The sequence below is a fragment of the Neobacillus sp. S1115 genome (genome assembly GCF_055385565.1).
The window spans coordinates 3,497,074-3,513,502 of record NZ_AP038275.1; the positions used below are offsets into that span (position 1 = coordinate 3,497,074).

Here is a 16,429-nt window from a genome sequence, read left to right on the forward strand (position 1 = left end):
CCTAGAGGAATTTTTCCGTTTATGAATACTAGTCACTAAACTTCAGCTGCATGTACACCAGGTTTAAACATGTTTGTCAGCCCTGTATCAATAAATATCTCCTGTCCACTAATTGCTCCCGCAAGCGTACTTGCTAGAAAGAGACAGCAAAAGGCAATTTCTTCTGTTTGAATAAACCTTTTTTGCGGGACATGTCCTAAAATGAGTTCCTCCGCCTTATGATCAGGAATATGGTGGATCCCAGCAATCCCCTGAACAAGCTTTCCCTTCATCGCTGTATCAGCCCACCCTGGACATAAGGCATTTACGGTAATACCATCTTTGGCCAATTCCAGCCCCCATACTTTGGTTAAATTAGACACAGCTGCCTTCGTCGAGGAATAAAGACTATAGGTTTCCAGTCCGATTTTTGCGGTCATGGAAGAGAGATTAATGACCCGCCCTCTCCCGGACTTCCTCAATTTCCACACGAGATTTTTGGTAACCAGCATTGTGCCTCGAACATTAATATCATAAATCCGATTCCAGTCCTCGACACGGATACTCTCAAGCGGCGATTTACTGATGATTCCTGCATTATTAATGAGCACATCCACGATTCCCCAAGTATACTCCGCCGCTTTCATGATTGAACTTTCTTCCGTGACATCTACTTCAAGATACTGATACCTAGAAGGATATTCATCGAGTAATTGTTTTACATCTTCTGATTGATGTATGTCCCAGTTACTCACGTTAGCTCCTTTTTGCAAAAATGCCTTACAAATCGCTAACCCGATTCCGCTGCTTCCTCCCGTAACTACAACGTTTCGCTGATTTACATCTAATTCGAACAAAGTCGATCATCTCCCTGCCGCTAACTTGCTATTCGACAAAAACCAATGCGTGTCTGACACCACTTCGCATCCAAATCCGCTTACCCTTTTACCGCTCCAGCTGTAAGACCTTTAATAAAATACTTCGTAACAAAGGAGAACAAAATAACCATAGGGACAATAATCATGGCCGCACCTGCAAGCAATTCACCGCGTTGCAGGGAAGTTGACTCCTTAATACCTGCTAATCCGATAGGGATCGTTTTATTCACTTCCGAAGACACCATCATGAGTCCAAACGTATAGTCCGTAAAAGAAACGATAAACGAAAAGACCCCTACGCTGATAACCCCTGGAATAAGCAAAGGCAAAATTACGCGGTACAAAGCCTGGAATCGGCTCGCCCCATCCATCCAAGCACTTTCCTCCAGTTCAAATGGAATGGTCTTGAAGAAGCTATTCAGCATCCAGACACCAAACGGCAGCGTCATCGCAATATGAGAAATCGTTAATCCAAACAAGGAATCATCAATGCCGAAGGAAATAAACATTCCTAACAGTGGTATCGCCAATAACATCGGCGGCAGCATGTAGCCGATTAACATGCTGTTTAACAAGAAATTTTTACCGCGAAAATGAAAACGAGTTAGTACATACGCTATGAGACTTGAAAAAATAACCGTAACAACAGTGGTAGCAATCGCTACTATGAAACTATTCTTATAATACAGAGGGAAATTCGTCTCATTCCATATATTCACAAAGAAGGTTAAATCAAATGCAGTGGGCAATAAAGTAGTGCTATCTTCAAAAAACCCTTTGACCCCGCGTAATGGCGAGATTGCAATCCAGTAAATAGGGAAAAAAGAATAAACAAAGACAAAAGCAGCCAGAATGTAGATGGTTATTTGAGACCGTATACTTTTTTTCATAGGCTGCTGTCTCCTTTGATAGAAATTCCTTTATTGAGAGCTGACACTTGCTCTTGTACCGCTGCCGCTTCCCTCTTCTTCAATTTCTTTTCCTTCGGTGAATAGCTTGTAATTTTTAAATAAACATACATGATCACCATCATAATGACTGCAGAAGTAACTGCGACTGTTGCGCCATAGCCTACTTCGTTTAGCTTGAAAGTATTTAAATAAATATAGATTGGAAGGGTTTCCGTCTTTTCAAGCGGTCCGCCCCCCGTTAACAGCCAAACTAAATCAAATTTATTGAACATCCAGAGCCCGCGAAGAAGGACAATAGTAATTAACAAGTCTTTTATCATTGGAATCGTAATTCTCCAAAATTGCTGCCAGCCATTGGCACCATCCAATGTCGCACTCTCGTACAAATCATGTGAAATTGTCTGTAATCCCGAAAGGAAAACAAGGGTAACAAAAGGAGTCCATGTCCAAACAGATAATAGAATGGAAGTAAGCATAGCAAGATCCATAGAGAGGAAATTAATTTTCCCTAACCCTATAGACGCCAATGTCTTATTGATAATCCCAAAGTTCGTATCCAGAATCCATTCCCAGCCCATCGTAACAACAATAACTGGAATAATATATGGAACAACTGAAACCCCTCTGACAAAATCCCGTCCTTTAAATTGTTGATTAAGAATTAGAGCAATGACAATACCAATAATGATTTGCAAGAATATCGAACCGATCGAATAGACTAAGGTTTGCCATAAATCTCGCCAAAAACGCGTATCCGACAAGAGATTCAGATAATTCTCCAAACCGACAAACGTTGGGATTCCTACAAAGCTTGATGCTTCGTAAAGGCTATAGCTGATGGCAAAGCCCGCAGGGATAATAATTACGAATGTGAATATTACTAGACCGGGTATCAAAAAAAGGAGTACCAGGGGGATATCTCGTTTTGAAAGCTTCCTTTCTATCGTAACCGCCTCCTATTCCTAGAGGAGCCAGGCAGATCTCAGAGAATCTGCCTGACTATAACTCTATTTCTCTCCAACTAACTTTCGAATCTCATCTGCGATCTCATCTACAGCCTTTCCAGGGTCTTCATTGTTCAACGTCACTTTTTGGAATAGCTTTGGAATTAAAAAGGCTTCAAACACTTTACCAGGACGTGCATCCGTTTCAGGTCCATCCGAATCAATGGAGTGCAGATCAGCATTTTTTAAGAGTTCATACTGTGGCTCCACGCCTGTTTCCCAATACTTCGTAATGACTGGGTCAGAACGCCATTCTTTGCTATTATAAATAGATTCCTGAGCCGGGAAGTAATGAACTCCATCGGTATGCAAGAAATCATTTAGCTTTTCCTTATAAAACCATTCCACGAACTTCTTAGTTTCGTCAGTATGATCAGTCTTCAAGACAGCCATTGAGTCATAGCCTAGTGTAGCGGCTACACCATTTCCATCTTTCATAGGAATACCAAACACTTCAAATTTGTCTCCTAAATCTGGGTTTTTCGTTTCTAGAATGTCTACTAATCTACCGGAATAGAAGGTCATACCTACCTGCTCGGAGATAAAAGCTTCCGTCATCTCGGCGTACGACGCACTTGTCGCTTCTGCCGGCATGTATGGATAAAGTTCTTTAAGCAGGTTAAGAGATTCAACCACCTTCGGCTTCATTTCCGGTGAATCCAAAATGACCTTCCAATTATCATCAAAAATTCGGACATCATTGGCCCACAATAAACTGCTTGTAAGCCAGTTTGTGGCTCCATCAGAAGATAACGGCATAATTAAACCGTATTTATTATTGGCTTTATCCGTTAACGCCTTGGCAACGTTAACTAATTCATCCCATGTTTTAGGAACAGATAATCCCTTTTCCTTTAACCAGTCTTTTCGAACGTAGCCATAGCCTAAATTGTAATCGTATGGAATCCAATATGTTTTCCCCTTGATTGGGAATAAGATATGTCCGTTGTAGAAGTCCTTCTTACCGCCAAGGTTTTCAATGATATCATCCACCTCAGCTAACTTCCCCTGTTCCTCTAAAATAGAGATATGTCCAACAAATCCAGTAAGGAATGCACTATATTGGGCAGAAGTTCCATAGGTTGCATTAATTTTTGTAAAAATATCCGCTAGCGGCACAGCTTCTGCTACCACTTTGACCCCAAATTCCTTTTCGTACTCTTCCCCTGCTTTTTTAAGGACTTCCATTGTTTTTGGTCCTGTTTCTACTGAAGCAATTCGAATGATGGTATCGCTTTTCTTCCCTGTTTTTACCTTTGTTTCTGTTGGTTCAACTTGGCTGCCTAAACACCCGGAAAGAATTCCTGCTAGTAAACTACTTACCAAGAATAAAAGAAACCATTTTTTCCTCATCAATTTTTCACTCCCCTTAATATAGAATGCCTGATGACAGGCGAATTCCCAATATTACAAAAGTTTATTCCCTAGGAACTAAATTGCGATAGCCTGTGTGACAATTCATAGGTCCGTGAATGTAATTCTTGGTAGATGGAAAATAACTCTTCATAAACCCCAATATTTTTTTCCTTTGGTGAAAGGTTATAAATGACACTTTCAGTAGCCTGAGCAGCTTCCTTTAAGTCGGCAAACCAGCCAATTCCTGTGGCCGCAACCAAAGCGGCCCCAAAGGAAGCATCGCTGCTGGCAGGAACCTCTAATTCAACATTTAAGATATCAGCAATAATCTGCACCCATTCCGGGCCTTTACTTCCCCCCCCAATAATCCGCATTTTTTTCAAACGCTTGTTAGGAAACTGCTGGCTGCAATCCTTAAGTGAAAAACCAACCCCCTCCAAAACTGCTCTGGCAAAATGGCTTCTGGAATGGCGGGCGGTACAGCCAAAGAAGCTCCCCCTTAAGTATGGATCCCAGTGTGGCGAACGCTCGCCATTTAGGTAAGGTTGAAAAATTAACCCCTCCGAACCCGGTTTGACTGATTCAACCTGTTTCATAATCTCAGGATAAATCGACGGTAGATTCTTGCTTTCCTCAAACTCTTGGAAAAAGCTTTCCTTAAACCAGCGGAAAGAGGCGGCAGCAAAATTGGTCGCACTATTTTGGTAGAATAAATCATCGACAAGATGATGGTAGGTTGTTAGTTTTTCATTCTTGGTGACCGTATTCGTCACTATGCTGAAGTTTCCTGCTGTCGCTAGCTTGACGACCCCATCTCCATCCTTGATCGTACCGCATCCATAGACCTCAGCCGCCGTATCCGCTGTCCCGACAATAATTCTCGTCTGTTCGGATAGCCCAAGCAATTCTGCGATTTCGGGCAAAATGGTTCCGCAATCATCCGTGGGTGATAAAACTTTTGAGAATACGCTTTCATCTAAGTCAACCAGCGAAAGCAAGAATTCAGACCACTCTTGTTTTTCAATATCATATAATAGTGTGCCTTCTGCTTCGATATAATCGGTAGCCATCTGGCCAGAAAAGCAATAACGGACATAATCCTTCATAAAGAGAATTTTATCGATTTTTTCGTACTGTTCCGGCTCATGCTGCTGCAGCCATAAAAGATGGCATAGTGTCCAAGTCGGATTAGGTGCGTTATAAGTAAGTTCAAATATTTTCTTTCCATATAAATCGCCCAACTGATTAGACTGTTCACCCGAACGCTGGTCATTCCACATGATTGCCGGTCGGATCACTTGACGATTCTTATCGAGTAAAACCGCCACATGATGCGGGGCACTAAAGCTGAGTGCCTTAATATTCTTCTTTCCATGTGGGCCTAATTTCTCCGTAGCTTTGGATACTGCCTCAAAGGCGGCTTTCATCCAAGTTTCAGGATCCTGTTCTACCCACTTAGGATGGGGATAAAGAGATGGATACGGGACATACGCCTCTGAAAAAATGGTTCCATCGGACTTAAGACAGGTGACCTTACATCCGCCTGAGCCATGGTCAATTCCTAATACGTATTGTTCACTCATGCCTTCTCATCCTCGTCTGAAACTGAAATGAGGATCTTGATGACATCCTCGCCGTTGTCAATCGCTTCAAACCCTTGTTCAATGGTTGCTTCCAACGGAACCACCTTGGAAATGAGGCTGCTTAGATCCAATTCGCCGGATGAAAGCAATTGTATCGCTTGATCATAATCTTCCTTCCTATAGACCCTTGTTCCGACAAGGTGCAATTCTTTGGCGATGATGCGATACACATCAAAATCGGCATTCTTTTTTGGCAGGCCGGCAATCACTAAGATTCCCTTCGTACGGGCTGCTTCAATACAGGTGACTATCCCATTGTTGGTTCCTGTGGCTTCAATGGAAACATCCACACCGCGTCCCTGAGTTTTTTCGCTTATTTGTTCAAGAAAATTCGTTTCGGTTGGATTCAATACTTCAAACCCCAATTGCTGGGCAACCTGTATGCGATACGGATTAATTTCCGAAATGAATACGTTTGCCCCTTTTTGTTGGGCGGTTAGTGCGGTAATGATTCCGATTGGACCTCCGCCAACCACCAGTACCGTTTGTCCGGCAGAAACTTTTCCTTTTTCCACGGCATGGACACACACCGCAAGCGGTTCAATTAAGGCTCCGGCCCTCAACGAAATCGTATCTCCGAGGCGGTAAACCTTGGACTCAGGAACTTTAATATACTCGGCAAAAGCCCCATCACTATCGATGCCAATCAGGTTGAAAGCAACTGTGCAAAGGTTATAATCCCCTCTCTGGCAGCTGTCACATTCGCCGCAGGAGGTGATCGGCTCAACTGTTACTCTGTCCCCTTTCTGAAAGCTGGAAGATGGTCCTGCTTCGTGAATGGTTCCAGAAAATTCATGGCCTAATATGACAAAAGGCTTTGTCCGTTTGATCATCCCGCCGTGATAGGCTAACGTATCGGTACCGCAAATCCCGGCAAAGGCTACTTTAATCAGGACTTCCCCCGGCCCAATCTCGGGAATGCCTTTTTCTTTAACTGCTAATTCATTGGGACCTACATAGCATAATGCTTTCATAACGCCACTCCTTTTATTAAAAACTACTAATCTACTAGATTACCAAATCCCAAACCCTAATTTACCCGGGTTCATGATTCCTTTAGGATCGATGCCTTTTTTAATATTTAGTAACACATCAAACATCTCGCCATAGAGCTCTGGCATTAGATAGCCAAGTTTAAAACCGATTCCATGATGTTCATTTAAGAGTGCGCCATTTTCCAGATTGACCCGTGAACAATCCGCCCAAATCTGGTTATGCAACCGGAATAGTTCCTTAGCGTCTTCAGGAGGATTAGCTATATAGAATCGATCATAAATCATCGTCCCCCAAGGATACCAATGGGAAAAATGGGCCATATACTCCGCGTTATACTCCTTATACTTTTCTTCCACCAGCCGTTTTTTCTCATCATAAAGCTTGTGGATTTTGTCATAAGTGGTGATTGTTTCTACTGTTCCATATAAAAGCGGATAGGACGGCTGCAGCGGCGGGCGGTAGAAGTCATAGCGGGTGTTCCACCAATATAATCCCGGTTCTTCACCTAAATCCGTCCCTCCATTTTCGAAGCAGATTTCTAACACTTTTTTCATTTGCTCGGTTGCAATGCTTTCAAATCCATCCACCATGAGAACCATATTAACCCCATCCGCATTCATCCCAGTTCCCTTCAACGATTTTTTGGTGGAGCCTGGATCATACAGCCGGATGACCGCAGGGTTTAATCGGTTGAGCATGATTTGGCGCCCTGCTTCAATGCCATCGTGAATGTCAGGGAACTTAATCATTCGGAAAAGTCGAGTTTCCGGGAGTGGATCTAAGCGGATGCGAATTTTTGTGATTACACCAAGCGTTCCTTCAGACCCAACAAATAGCTGCAGCAACCCCGGGCCAGAGGCATGATTTGGAACAGGTAGTGTCTCGACGATTTTTCCATCCGGCAGGACCACCTCTACGGATAAGACCATGTCCTCCGCTTTGCCGTATTTCGTGGACATGACCCCAGAGCCTCTTGCGGCAAGATATCCTCCCAATGTGGCGATATCGACCGAGGATGGGTAATGAGCAAGCATGAACCCGTGTTTATTTAGTATATTTTCGAGGACTCGTCCATTGATTCCCGGCTGGGCGGTCAAAACGAGCGACTCTTCATCAATGTCGATAATTTTGTTCATCCTTGTAACATCCAGCACGATTCCTCCATACATGGTGGCTGCGCCGCCTTGGGTTCCGGAGCCTCCTCCCCTAGGGACTACCGGCACCTTATAGGTGTTACAAATTTTCATGACCTTCGAGACTTCTTCGGTCGTTTCCGGCCTCACGATAAAATGAGGCATTGGCAGCTCTTCGTTCTTTTGCTTCCACATAAAGGTCAGCCAATATTGATCAATGGCCAAATCCTTTTGAGCATCATTCACCACATCGACTACATTTTCAGGACCTACAGCATCCTCAAGCTCTGAGCGGAACATCTCCAGAGCGTACCCTTTTAAATTCAAAATAAAATTCCCCTCTCTGTGTATCTATTTTTTGAAGCCCTTTTGAAAAATAGGACTCCGTTATTCGCTGGAAAGACTAATCGTGTAGGAGAATTTATCTCCTCGAAAAAAAGAGTGTAACAACTCTACTGGAATTCCATCATGAAGGTAGGAAATTCTTTCAAAAGAAAAGTACGGAATACTTTCTGATATACCCAGCGTTTTCGCTACCTGGTCATTCATGACTGCTTCCATTTGCTGTTCGGCTTTTTTGATGGGCTTGTTGATATTTTCTAAATAGGAATAGAACGATTGATGTTCTAGATCGACTGAGGCTAATTCTGGAACCTGATATTCGGGTATGACTAACTCCTGTAAACCATAGGGAGTATCATCAATATATCTGATCCGCTTGATGGAGAAGACTTTGTTAATTTTCCGGATGGCTAACTTTTGGCACTCTTTGTCTGTTGGGGGTCTTTTTTGGAATTCTAGTAGTTTTGATCTTGGGTGCAGGCCAATTTCGAGCATATCCTGGTGAAACCCTGTGATTTTATTGAGGCTGCGTTTTAATTTTACATTTCCTACAAATGCTCCTTTACCTTGAACGCGGTAAACTAACCCCTCCTTCACTAATTCGGTTACAGCATTTCTGGCTGTCATTCGCGAGACGCCGTACTTGACGACAATTTCATCCTCGGTTGGAATTTTCTCGTCCTGTTTATAGTGGCCACTGACGATTTGGCTTCGGATGTCCTGAGATATTTGAATATAGATAGGCATTTGAGTATTTGCAAAGGTTTTCATTTTTTCCATATCGTAAAACCCTTTCATTCTGTTTTATAAGCATCTTTAATTCTTATTGAGCCGTAAAACCTCCATCCACCATTAAATTGGCACCACAAACAAATGAAGAATCGTCACTTGCTAAAAAAAGAATAGCTTTGGCAATTTCCTCCGGCTGACCTAAACGGCCAATCGGATGTAATCGGATCAGTTCTTCAAACTCCTCAGGAGATTTATTCCGGATTAAGTCTGTATCGATATAGCCCGGACAAACGGCATTAACTCGGATTCCTTTACTGGCGTACGTTACCCCTAAGGTCTTGGTTAAATTGGCCACTCCTCCTTTGGAGGCGGTATAGGAAGTGACTCCCTTTCTGCCAATATGACCAAGCATCGAAGCTGTATTGACAATGACCCCATGCCCCTGGGACAGCATTTGTTGTATAGCATATTTATTTGTTAGGAATACACCGGTTAAATTCACATCAATGGTGCGATTCCAGGTTTCGAGAGACAGATTATGTATAGGAATAGTTTCTGCAATACCGGCATTCGCAATCATAATATCTAGCTTCCCGAAAGTATCTACAGTAGCTTTGACTAGATTCTTAACAGACTCTTCGTCTGCTACATCCGCTTTTACAAACACAGCTTTATGCCCACTGGCTGCAAGTTCATCCGCAACCCTCTGACCTGTTTCTTCATCAAGGTCTGCAACCACTACGGCAGCGCCTTCTTCCGCAAACAGCTTACAAACATATTTCCCTATTCCTTTCGCTCCGCCTGTTACGACAGCAACCCTTCCCAGTAACTTCATCCAAGTCCCCCCTTTCCTATTGTATATACAACTATACATTAAATAATAATGCCTATATTCTGAAAAATCAACATATTTTTAAAAATCAAATTTTTAATTGTGCACCTTGAAAAATAAAATCTTTTCAAACAACAGCAAAAGGCCGGCATCTTTGGAAAACCGACCTTCTTTTTATTTTGAAATTTATTGTTCATTTCAACAAACTTTGGGCGGTGATAGTGGGCCCTGTTACCATGCCATTTTATAAATCTTAAAAATATCCTCATTGTCCAACGCCATCGGACTCCGGGCTTAAAGACGTCTATGTAAAAGTGACTGGCCCTCGATATTTGTATATTTAACTTAGTTGATTTTTTTATACTTTAACTGGTCTCCTATCCTTAAAGCTTTGATAGGGAATTTTGCAACCGATATGTCCCTTTATTCCTTCAGCTTCAAGGAAAAATTTTTTTTGGTGGGAATCGTTCATTGTTCCTTCTCTTCCCTATAAAATCAATTTCTTTGGAGTCCAAATATCAGTAAACCCATTTTCTACCGAATAATGGTATAGCTCTTTAAGTTTATTGCTAGAATAAACCTTCATATCCTCTCTTCTTCCAAGTTCCGGAATAGTAATTAAGGTTTCATTTCGGTCTATTACCGTTTCTAAAAATATCTTGCCCGCCAATTTATCACTTTTAGATAAGTTACAAGCACTACAGGCGATAACTAAATTCCAAAGCTGGTCAGCCTGAACAAAACTCCATGGGATAAAATGATCTACGTGAGCATTTTCCTTCCTGATAGCTCTTCCGCAGTAAAAACACTTCCCGTTATAAAAGGAGGATAGCACTTGATAAAATTGATCAAGTGATGACCTCTTGGATACATTTTCAACCTTTAATAACAGGTTGGTGGTATCCCCTTTTTCATTGAATTTTTCCAAAAATAAGGCAAGATGATAATTCGTTAAATAATTCAGGACTCGCTGGAACCGTTGCATAAAGGAGTAAAATGTACTATTCATTCGCAGCTGTTCCTTTTGATTATCAAAATCATAGATGGTGCAGCCTGTATCGCCATATATCGCGCCCATAACATTGATCTTACATTTTTTCTTCACTTTATTGATAATTTCCACCTGAATTTCGGCTGAAAGTCTATCGAAAACAACCGTCTCAGGGATTTGGTATTTGGACTGGATATTAAGCAGGATATTTTGAACTTCAGCCCTTTTATCCGTCATGTTTATCTGATTAAGATTATGATGAATAACCAGATTCCAATAGATTTTTGCAAAACTCGAAAACAAGCTTGAGTAATTCAATTCCAGCTTATCATTGACATTGTATAAGTTTTCTAACAATGATTTGATTAATACAAATTTATATGTAGTTGAATTCTTGGATTTCGATGAAAATATGTAGTTAAAATGGCCCCAAATTTCTTTATCTGTCAAATAAGCAGCTTTCATTTCGCCCACTTGTAATTTATGACTCATTGTATTATCACCTGCAATGCTCTTTTGCCTTAACTTTAATAATCTTCAACTTCAATTAAAAATATCCTGTCTTGAAATCCACCGCGCTGTTCCCGCTTTCTTTTCCGAATTTCCTCGATTTGTTCAATCGAAATTCCATGATAATCAGCAAGGGAATGAAAAATCTCTAATAAATCAGCTAGCTCCTCCATTATCTCAATGTTTGTGGCGCTAGATACATACTCATCGAGTTCCTCGTAACTTTTCTTTTGAAGTGCCTTTATATATTCATCATCATTTAATACTTTAAAAGAACATTTCTTTCCCGTGCTACCAATTATATCTGGGATTTTATCGCGAACCAGTTTATTGTACAATGGCATTTTTCCACCCCATTAATCCTCTTCTATAAATCCTATTTCATTTACATAATATAGGATTATTTTACCATGATTATTAGTTTAATAAATTTAAATTTCTAAAATTAGTAGGCTTACTGATGCATAAAAACCTTCTCCATGTAAAAATCATATAATTTTTTCTACCCCTGTCCTTTTTGCCTCAAAAAAGCTAAATAAGAGGTGAAAGGAGGTGAACGAAAATGGCACAAGCATTATTAGAAGGTTCAAAGCTTCGGTTGGCGTTTCAGGTTGATCTTGATGAGCAAGGAAACCCAGTCGTAAAAACCAAAACGTTTAGCAACATCAAAAAGGAGTCAACTGCTGACCAGTTATTCCAGGTTGCACTAGCAATTTCTGCATTATGCAACTACCCGCTCAACAAAACTGAGCGCAGCGACAGCACTGAATTAACTGCGTAACTGGGAAGCAATTAGTTATGCAATGGGACGGTTCATCAGATCTAAATCAACAAAGCTACCAATCTAATAAAGAGGAAATCAATTAAAGATTGAAGCAAAAGAACCGCCTTCATTTCTCAAAGAAAGGAGGTGAACGAGAATGGCAAAAACATTGGAATTAATGTTTGGCACGGAATTCGGTAAAACCGCTCGTATTGCGGTGGAAAACCCAAAGGAACCGTTTGATGAGGTTGCTGTTAAACAGTCAATGGAACAAATTATTGCAGCGGATGTATTTACTTCTGCCAGCGGACGATATGTTTCCTCAAAAGGCGCGAGAGTCGTCGACCGCAATGTGGTTGAGTATGAAATCGTCTAAGCATAAAGTAGTTTAGTCAAATTCGATAGTGTTTAGGAAAGAGGCCGGAGCAGTTCAGACTGAAACCGGTCTCTTTTTAAAAATTGGAAAGGAGGACATTGTTGTGGATCAAATCATTTCATTCATCAACGAGGTAGGATTTCCCATTGTAGTGACACTTTATCTCCTTTATCGTATTGAATCAAAGCTAGATTTAGTGGTCCAGTCGATACAGAGTTTACCTGAGCGGATGAAGGTGTGAAGGGTTTATTCGCCATGATAATCTTTAAAATACAAAACATGGAGAGAGAATTATAACTGGTCTCTCTCCTCCCGTGTTTCTCTTTAACCGCTTCTTCTACACAATTCCCCCTCCCTTCTACCATTTTCCATGCAAATATAAAAACTATCAAATCGGTACGAAAATCACAAAATTGGCCTTCTCATTTCCAATTTGGAGCTGAAAATCGCATTTTTCTACCCAAATTCGCTCCAAATTGGAAATGAGTGAATTCGACTCATTCTGCCAAAACCGATATCGTAAAGGTGCCAGAATCATTTAAAAGATGAATGGCCATATACAAACGATCATAAGGGTGGCACATACATATGAGTTTAAAATCAGCAAATATTGAACACTTTAACGAGTTTTCTCAATTTACTAGTCTCACTGAATTTAACCACCATATCGAACAGTGGCTGCTAGAGCATAAGGCCGACTTCTCCAAAGGGGAACTAGTTGGCTTAAAGCGTCTCATCCGATTTGCCGCAAAAATCCCTGGTGTCTGCAATGCCAAAATCGGAACCATCCTGAAGGCCATTCACGCGGAATTCCACGACAATGGCATTTCCCGTTCAACCTTTAAACGGATGATTTTAAAAGCAAAGGAATTCGGCATCATCTCCGTATACGAAACAGAGCGAAAAAACGGCTCGCAGACGAGCAACTTATATGTTTTTAATCGTTTTCCTGCAGATGAACCACCCAAACCGGTAAAAATGAACCAGCCAATAGAAACTAGTAATCTTTTAAAAACTGAAAAAGATCCAAAGAATAATAAACGTAAAGAAGAACCGTTGGAATTAGATCATAGCTATGTTAGCAATCGTGTTCCACAAGAATTTGTCCAGCTGGTAAGGTACTTTTATTCTGACGCAAAGACCATTGAGGAATTCTGGCATATGACGCAAATTGCTGCCTATAAATATAACAGCGAGAACGAAACAGACCAGATACTTGAGATTGCTATTGAAGCCTTTAAACAGCTGATTCGCAAATTAAAATCCACTAAAGCTGTCAGAAATCCAATCGCCTACTTTTATGGCGTTTTGCAGAATAAATTTATGCGCCGATTTTATGATGAGCTTGACGCAGAATATGGTGTTGTACCGGGGTCTATGGTTAATGATTCCTGGATCCATAGTATGTTTTTGGCTTATTATGAAGACAAACTTTAATCGTTTATTTTTATCATAACTTCGGTACAAAAATTAGCAATATCACGTTTCTGTAGGCTATAGCCCGTGGAGCATTTTACATTCTAATTGTGTAATGGTCTAAAAAAAAGGAGAATTCTCTTAAGAAAAAAAAGCCATTTACATAGGTGAAGTGATTAAAAGGATTCGTTCTGAAAAAGGATTGACACAAGAGGAGCTTGCTCATGTCAGCAACCTGGATGTCGTACATGAGTGATTTGGAGATAAATAAAAAAGGTCCATCCCTATTTACTGTCTTTAAACTTAGGAAAGGTTGACAGATGGAGCCCGAAGAACTGGTAAAGGAAATAAAGAAACCGCAGAATTTTATCCCATTTCTGAAAAGGAAGAAACTAATTTAACGGTTAAAGATGAAATCATGAACCTGAATAGCAAGTAAGATGATGCAATTTTTTTAATATTCTAACAAACAACCAAACACGACATAAATCGACTGTTTTTGACACAAAAAGTTACGAATTAGGCATTAAAACAATCCCAATTGTGTAATTTTTTGTGTTATTTTTTATTTGTAAATATTTTTTGAAAATAACAATAAATTTTCATCCAATGTTTCAGCTATCTGTAAAAAAATGTATTAAATAATTGATTTAATTGAACATACTGAGTTCCGCTCTTTATTCACCACGTCCAAACAACTTTATCTAAATGCTTTTGTAATAGTCGTATAGTTATAGTGATTCCTCTAGATCTTTTTATTTTGTTTTGCAAAAGTGTTATTGCTGGGAGGTGAGGTTAATGTGAGCAACAAAAAAAATAAACCAAGAGCAAATGTCCTGGACAGACGGTGCTCTTGGTCTAATAAGTTAGCGACAAACTAACTTATTGATAGTATACCTTTTTTCAAAGATTAATCAATCAAAAAACCTTTAAGGGGCGAAAATTCTTTGGATATTGAAAAATACTATATTATCAAACCAGATTTTATTCACATGTCAGGCTATCATGATCGAAATGGCAAGTGCTGCACTCTTGTTGAAGAATTACACAGGAAACTAGTTGTAGACCGTTCTCCATTAGAAATACTAGCAGATACCATCAGATGCATTGGTTTTGATTTAAACAGCGCGATTGCCAACGCCAAAGCGCTCCTAGGGAATATCACGATGTGCCCTATCCAGGTGGATCCGATTCATAACATTTGCATCTTTGCGACCAAATCAGCCAAAAACGAGGATGCCATGTGGTTTAATCCATATCATATCGTCAGAACCAATGGCTATTATTTAAAAACACATGTGGTACTTAAGAATGGACGTATTCTAACAATCCCTTGCAAGGTATCAGCCTTTAACAATAAATTGCAAAATGCGGATCAATTGAGAAAAATTTCAAAGGCAATTGGAAACGACCCCATCGGTTTTCTGTTAGATCCTAAGCGCTTTAGGTTGCAGCATAGCTAAAAGAATGAATCCTATTTAGCCTTTGTTTGGCGACGATTATGGATAAGGAGTGGGCTATATCCACTGAACTAAGGCTCTTGGCTGGGTTTATAAAAATGAAATTAGTCTCAGCATGATTTGTTTTGCCACCAAGATGCTAGCACGTCTCGACTCTGTAAACTTTAAATTTGACCAGGAAAATAGTTTTTCAGGTTTTCTTCTAGGATTATGACATGAAAGTGCTAATTGTTAGCCACAATTGAAAACAGTTACATCGGTTGACTTCCGAATTAATTTGGTAAAAAGGTGAGGTACGTGTTGGTGAATATAATAAAAGAAGCACTAGGTCAATTTTGGGAATTTTATTGGATATATCGGAATGCAAAAGTTAAATTTCGTGTGCTTAAAATTGGAGATTCATACGTAGCGACGGCGACAGATGGAACCACAACCGTTTGGAATTGTTTTGGGAGTACCACAATAGCTGCAAAGGAGATGGCCCTTTACAAATTGCAACAGACATATGAAGAAAAATAATTATAATCACCATTACTTAATTATCCATTCGAGCTTACCTCCCGTTCTCTATTAAAAATACTTGCAGATACAAGCGGATGTATTAGTTCTCAATTAAACAGCGCATTTTCCACCGTAAAAGCAATACTAGGGAATATCTTGATGTACCTTTCCAGATGGAATCGATTCGTAACATTAGCTTCTTTACCACCTAAACAGCCAAAACAAAATGTAAGCGGTTTAACCAAACTCATCTTATATATTTCGTAATTGTCGAATTCTAACGCGTCGTTTCAAGGTAACAGCCTTTACATAAGTTCGCAAAATGCGGACCCACTTAGAAAGATTTAATAAGCAATTGGCAATGAACCAATGTTTTCTGCTAGACCTTAAGCCCTTCAGTTTGCTACATAGCTAAAGAGTGTTTCCCTCATTTATAATCATTTATAACCCCCATTTCAAAAAATGGGGGTTATTTTAGGTTTGCAATTAATAAATACTTTTCCTTATAAACCCGACTAATTAATAGATGAGTATATATCATTGATTTTAACTAATAAGACACTTTCTCTTTAACCGAATCAATAATGATTTTAGCGGTCAGCTTTG

At 40.1% G+C, this 16,429-nt stretch carries 16 protein-coding genes; 5 read left to right on the plus strand and 11 right to left on the minus strand.

The annotated features are described in order from the left end of the window. Positions 1-35 precede the first annotated feature (35 nt). The 11 genes from ACZ5B7_RS16910 to ACZ5B7_RS16960 form a co-directional block, all read right to left on the minus strand. Positions 36-836 carry an SDR family NAD(P)-dependent oxidoreductase gene (locus ACZ5B7_RS16910; RefSeq protein WP_464490221.1) on the minus strand — a complete coding sequence of 267 codons (801 nt, stop codon included), beginning with the start codon at positions 834-836 and terminating at the stop codon, positions 36-38. 80 nt (positions 837-916) lie between these two features. Next, on the minus strand, positions 917-1,747 hold the full coding sequence (locus ACZ5B7_RS16915) for a carbohydrate ABC transporter permease (RefSeq protein WP_464490222.1): 831 nt from the start codon (positions 1,745-1,747) through the stop codon (positions 917-919). Next, the gene (locus ACZ5B7_RS16920; RefSeq protein WP_464490223.1) at positions 1,744-2,664 is read right to left on the minus strand and encodes a carbohydrate ABC transporter permease; all 921 of its coding nucleotides are present in this window, start codon (positions 2,662-2,664) and stop codon (positions 1,744-1,746) included. The genes ACZ5B7_RS16915 and ACZ5B7_RS16920 overlap by 4 nt, the downstream gene beginning before the upstream one ends. A gap of 111 nt (positions 2,665-2,775) precedes the next feature. Next, the gene (locus ACZ5B7_RS16925; RefSeq protein ID WP_464490224.1) at positions 2,776-4,125 is read right to left on the minus strand and encodes an ABC transporter substrate-binding protein; all 1,350 of its coding nucleotides are present in this window, start codon (positions 4,123-4,125) and stop codon (positions 2,776-2,778) included. A 71-nt stretch (positions 4,126-4,196) separates the two neighbouring features. Further along, positions 4,197-5,711, minus strand: coding sequence for a xylulokinase (xylB, locus tag ACZ5B7_RS16930; RefSeq protein WP_464490225.1), 1,515 nt, complete (start codon positions 5,709-5,711; stop codon positions 4,197-4,199). Beyond that, on the minus strand, positions 5,708-6,745 hold the full coding sequence (locus tag ACZ5B7_RS16935; RefSeq protein WP_464490226.1) for a zinc-dependent alcohol dehydrogenase: 1,038 nt from the start codon (positions 6,743-6,745) through the stop codon (positions 5,708-5,710). Before ACZ5B7_RS16935 ends, xylB begins: the two co-directional genes overlap by 4 nt. Before the next feature lie 39 nt (positions 6,746-6,784). Next, positions 6,785-8,227, minus strand: a complete 1,443-nt coding sequence (locus tag ACZ5B7_RS16940; RefSeq protein WP_464490227.1) for an FAD-binding oxidoreductase — start codon at positions 8,225-8,227, stop codon at positions 6,785-6,787. Positions 8,228-8,287: 60 nt separating this feature from the next. After that, positions 8,288-9,022 carry a GntR family transcriptional regulator gene (locus ACZ5B7_RS16945; protein WP_464490228.1) on the minus strand — a complete coding sequence of 245 codons (735 nt, stop codon included), beginning with the start codon at positions 9,020-9,022 and terminating at the stop codon, positions 8,288-8,290. 43 nt (positions 9,023-9,065) lie between these two features. Then, positions 9,066-9,809, minus strand: coding sequence for an SDR family NAD(P)-dependent oxidoreductase (locus tag ACZ5B7_RS16950; RefSeq protein WP_464490229.1), 744 nt, complete (start codon positions 9,807-9,809; stop codon positions 9,066-9,068). A 484-nt stretch (positions 9,810-10,293) separates the two neighbouring features. Beyond that, positions 10,294-11,289, minus strand: coding sequence for an HNH endonuclease (locus ACZ5B7_RS16955; protein WP_464490230.1), 996 nt, complete (start codon positions 11,287-11,289; stop codon positions 10,294-10,296). Between the two features lie 35 nt (positions 11,290-11,324). Beyond that, a complete protein-coding gene (locus ACZ5B7_RS16960) occupies positions 11,325-11,651 on the minus strand; it encodes a pyrophosphohydrolase domain-containing protein (protein WP_464490231.1) in 327 nt (108 codons plus the stop codon). Positions 11,652-11,869: 218 nt separating this feature from the next. On the opposite strand from ACZ5B7_RS16960, the gene ACZ5B7_RS16965 reads away from it, so the two are divergent. From ACZ5B7_RS16965 to ACZ5B7_RS16985, 5 genes are all read left to right on the plus strand, one after another. Then, complete coding sequence (locus ACZ5B7_RS16965; protein ID WP_464490232.1) at positions 11,870-12,088, plus strand: DUF1659 domain-containing protein; 219 nt, start codon at positions 11,870-11,872, stop codon at positions 12,086-12,088. A 139-nt stretch (positions 12,089-12,227) separates the two neighbouring features. Further along, positions 12,228-12,446 carry a DUF2922 domain-containing protein gene (locus tag ACZ5B7_RS16970; protein WP_464490233.1) on the plus strand — a complete coding sequence of 73 codons (219 nt, stop codon included), beginning with the start codon at positions 12,228-12,230 and terminating at the stop codon, positions 12,444-12,446. Between the two features lie 103 nt (positions 12,447-12,549). Further along, positions 12,550-12,687 (plus strand): YvrJ family protein, encoded by a 138-nt coding sequence (locus ACZ5B7_RS16975; RefSeq protein WP_213119625.1) that lies wholly within the window; start codon positions 12,550-12,552, stop codon positions 12,685-12,687. A 347-nt stretch (positions 12,688-13,034) separates the two neighbouring features. Further along, positions 13,035-13,883, plus strand: a complete 849-nt coding sequence (locus ACZ5B7_RS16980) for a hypothetical protein (protein ID WP_464490235.1) — start codon at positions 13,035-13,037, stop codon at positions 13,881-13,883. Between the two features lie 926 nt (positions 13,884-14,809). Then, complete coding sequence (locus tag ACZ5B7_RS16985) at positions 14,810-15,325, plus strand: competence protein ComK (protein ID WP_464490236.1); 516 nt, start codon at positions 14,810-14,812, stop codon at positions 15,323-15,325. Positions 15,326-16,429 lie beyond the last annotated feature (1,104 nt).

Excerpts from the sequence above, each read along its gene's own strand:
- ACZ5B7_RS16965 (WP_464490232.1), top strand. The coding sequence starts at position 11,870 with ATGGCACAAGCATTATTAGAAGGTTCAAAGCTTCGGTTGGCGTTTCAG.
- ACZ5B7_RS16925 (WP_464490224.1), bottom strand. The coding sequence starts at position 4,125 with ATGAGGAAAAAATGGTTTCTTTTATTCTTGGTAAGTAGTTTACTAGCA.
- xylB (WP_464490225.1), bottom strand. The coding sequence starts at position 5,711 with ATGAGTGAACAATACGTATTAGGAATTGACCATGGCTCAGGCGGATGT.
- ACZ5B7_RS16950 (WP_464490229.1), bottom strand. The coding sequence starts at position 9,809 with ATGAAGTTACTGGGAAGGGTTGCTGTCGTAACAGGCGGAGCGAAAGGA.
- ACZ5B7_RS16915 (WP_464490222.1), bottom strand. The coding sequence starts at position 1,747 with ATGAAAAAAAGTATACGGTCTCAAATAACCATCTACATTCTGGCTGCT.
- ACZ5B7_RS16935 (WP_464490226.1), bottom strand. The coding sequence starts at position 6,745 with ATGAAAGCATTATGCTATGTAGGTCCCAATGAATTAGCAGTTAAAGAA.
- ACZ5B7_RS16955 (WP_464490230.1), bottom strand. The coding sequence starts at position 11,289 with ATGAGTCATAAATTACAAGTGGGCGAAATGAAAGCTGCTTATTTGACA.
- ACZ5B7_RS16960 (WP_464490231.1), bottom strand. The coding sequence starts at position 11,651 with ATGCCATTGTACAATAAACTGGTTCGCGATAAAATCCCAGATATAATT.
- ACZ5B7_RS16970 (WP_464490233.1), top strand. The coding sequence starts at position 12,228 with ATGGCAAAAACATTGGAATTAATGTTTGGCACGGAATTCGGTAAAACC.
- ACZ5B7_RS16945 (WP_464490228.1), bottom strand. The coding sequence starts at position 9,022 with ATGGAAAAAATGAAAACCTTTGCAAATACTCAAATGCCTATCTATATT.
- ACZ5B7_RS16980 (WP_464490235.1), top strand. The coding sequence starts at position 13,035 with ATGAGTTTAAAATCAGCAAATATTGAACACTTTAACGAGTTTTCTCAA.